The sequence below is a fragment of the Mycobacterium sp. TH-M11 genome (genome assembly GCF_057473725.1).
Genome location: NZ_JBYCLD010000546.1, coordinates 1 through 2706, shown reverse-complemented (window position 1 = coordinate 2706; position 2706 = coordinate 1). Strand labels below are relative to the sequence as shown.

Here is a 2706-nt window from a genome sequence, read left to right as displayed (position 1 = left end):
TCCCGGAACGAACGGATCACCCCTGCGATAATAACGCAATGCGTTATTAACGGCAAGCGTTACGATCAGTGCCGACGCCGGAAATTGCGCAAGGGCTGGCAGCAAAACTGGCGCGTTCGTTAACCCAACGCGCGCAGGCGCCGAACCACCGGCTCGCCACCGATGCGCGCAGCGCGCGGACTGTCCGTGCGCGATGTCGGGGTGATCTTGAACTTGAGCCCTCAGCGCGTCTCGTAACGCGCCGCTGAAGTGGCACAAGAACCCGTAATCTCGCCAGCATGACCCCTCTTGACGAGAACTACACCGGCCACGTCGAACCCGGTACCGCGGCCCGGCGAACCCTGCCGGGCGTATCCATTATCAAGACGTCGGTGGGCCCCATGGACAACAACGCTTACCTGGTCACGTGTTCGAAAACCGGGGAGACGCTGCTGATCGACGCCGCCAACGACGCCGACATGCTGTTGAGCCTCATTCGCCGCTACGCGCCGAAAATAGCGCTGATCATCACCAGCCACCAACATTTCGACCATTGGCAGGCGCTGGAAGCCGTCGTCGGGGCCACCGGTGCCCCGACCGCTGCGCACGAGATCGACGCCGGACCGCTGCCCGTCACACCCGACCGCCTGCTGGCCGGCGGGGACACCATCGAGATCGGCGAGCTGACCTTCGACGTCATCCACCTGCGCGGACACACCCCGGGATCGGTCGCGCTGGCCCTAGACGGCGCCGCGACCGGCGGGGTCACGCAGCTGTTCACCGGCGACTGCCTGTTCCCCGGCGGCGTCGGCAAGACCTGGCAGGCGCAAGATTTCGATCAGCTGGTCGACGACGTCAGCACCCGAGTGTTCGACCGATTCGGCGACGACACGGTCGTCTACCCCGGCCACGGCGACGACACGACCCTTGGGGCCGAGCGGCCGCATCTGGCGGAATGGCGCGAGCGCGGCTGGTGACCTGACTCCCGCGACTCGGACAAGGGTCAAATCCCCTGCCGTTGGCTCACGTCAGATCGATGATCTGATCGCAGCGCCACCTACCGCCGCTCCGCCGCCCGTTGCAGCGCGGCCAAGATTGCCGCACGGGTCGGAACGTCCAACCGGCAGCATTCACCGGTTGGGGGTTGATCGGGACGCATCACGTCGGCACCATCAACAAGTACGGATGGCGAAGGAAAAGCTCCGACACGCTCCACCACCGATGCGGTCAGCCCCAAGGCTTCCAAACACTCGGCTATCAGGGCGCGGGATCCTGCCGCGTTCGGACAGCCCGGACTGCTCAGATGCTCAACACGCACCGCACGTACCTCTCGACCACCTCGGCGCCAATGAGTTTCAGTCAATAGTGCACGATCAACCCGCGGTGCCGATCGCCGGGCGGGCGCGCGACTACGAGGTGTGAACGATCAGCACGTCCACCTTGGCGCGCCGTGACACGTTGGCGGGCACCGATCCCAGCAGTCGGCCAGCAATGGTGCTCAGGCCGACATTGCCGACGACCAGCAAATCGGCGCCAACTTCCTCCGCAAGGCCCACCAGCGCGTCAACGGGGGCGCCGACAATCGACCGCTCCTCGATGTTCGCGGCTCCCGCAGCATGGGCCCGTTCTCTGGCCTCGCGCAAAATCGCATAGATCGGAGCGCTGCCCGACACCTTGTAGCTCTCGTCCTTCAGAACGTCGGCGGCGCGCGGATCCTCGTGCTGAGGTAGATAGGCCGTCGCGACGATCAGCTTCGCGTCCGCCCCGGCAATGGTGCCTGCCCTCTCCACCGCGCGCAGCGACGAATCCGATCCGTCGGTCCCTACCACCACGGTCCGATAGGCGCTCATTTACCCTCCCAGGTGTCGGTTGCTACGCCAACCCCAGACAGTAACGCTTTGCCGCAGACAGATGGTCGAATTCGGAACACGCCGATCAGGACCGTAATTCTCCGCTAGTGCTGCAGCACTCGCATCCTGAGACTTTGGTCTCGTTCGCATTCTCGATTTGCCCATACGAGATGTTCTGTCGTCCAATATGTTTCGCGATAATCTTGGCTGGCCGCCGCAGTCGGGCATGTTGAATTGGTCGGTGAAAGTAGGCCGTGATCAGGCAGTACGGGTAAGCAGGTTCACCGGGGTGGCCCTACAGTGGCACACATCATGGTCGCCACCACAGTCGAGGAACCCACGAAGGCGGTTCTTGCGCCCGTTACACCGCCGCGGAGCCCGGGCCGGCTACTGGACCCGCTCGCCATCGCGTTGTTGGCCTCGCTGATCGGCAGTGTGGCCGCGGGCCGGCCGTCCCTGTGGTTCGACGAGAGCGCGACGATTTCCGCCTCCTTCAGCCGGTCGCTGCCCGACCTGTGGAAGCTGCTTAGCCACATCGACGCCGTGCACGGGCTGTTCTACCTGCTGATGCACGGCTGGTTCGCCCTGTTCCCGGCCACCGAGTTCTGGTCTCGGGTGCCCAGCTGCGTGGCCGTGGGTTTGGCAGCCGCCGGTGTAGTGGTCCTGGCCAGGCAGTTCCTGCCGCGGCACACGGCGATCTACGCGGGCATTGTGTTCGCCATCCTTCCCCGGACGACGTGGGCGGCCGTCGAAGCGCGTTCGTATGCGCTGCAAGCGGTCGCGGCGGTCTGGCTGACCGTCCTGCTGATCACTGCCATCCGCCGCCACCGGGGGTGGCTGTGGGCGCTCTACGCGCTCGCGTTGGTGGTCTCGATAG

The 2706-nt window shown here is 65.0% G+C and carries 3 protein-coding genes; 2 read left to right on the top strand and 1 reads right to left on the bottom strand.

Translation table 11 applies throughout. The features are described 5' to 3' along the window. The first annotated feature begins 278 nt into the window (after positions 1-278). Positions 279-956: an MBL fold metallo-hydrolase gene (locus tag AC2VOG_RS20635; protein WP_486941679.1), complete on the top strand. Its 678-nt coding sequence runs from the start codon at positions 279-281 to the stop codon at positions 954-956. 432 nt (positions 957-1388) lie between these two features. Here AC2VOG_RS20635 and AC2VOG_RS20630 read toward each other — a convergent pair whose 3' ends face one another. Further along, positions 1389-1829 carry a universal stress protein gene (locus AC2VOG_RS20630; protein WP_486941678.1) on the bottom strand — a complete coding sequence of 147 codons (441 nt, stop codon included), beginning with the start codon at positions 1827-1829 and terminating at the stop codon, positions 1389-1391. Between the two features lie 312 nt (positions 1830-2141). Here AC2VOG_RS20630 and AC2VOG_RS20625 point away from each other — a divergent pair. Then, positions 2142-2706: glycosyltransferase family 39 protein (locus tag AC2VOG_RS20625; protein ID WP_486941677.1), on the top strand; the 565-nt coding region annotated here is incomplete at its 3' end.

Coding starts and splice junctions, on each gene's coding strand:
- AC2VOG_RS20635 (WP_486941679.1), top strand. CDS start 279: ATGACCCCTCTTGACGAGAACTACACCGGCCACGTCGAACCCGGTACC.
- AC2VOG_RS20630 (WP_486941678.1), bottom strand. CDS start 1,829: ATGAGCGCCTATCGGACCGTGGTGGTAGGGACCGACGGATCGGATTCG.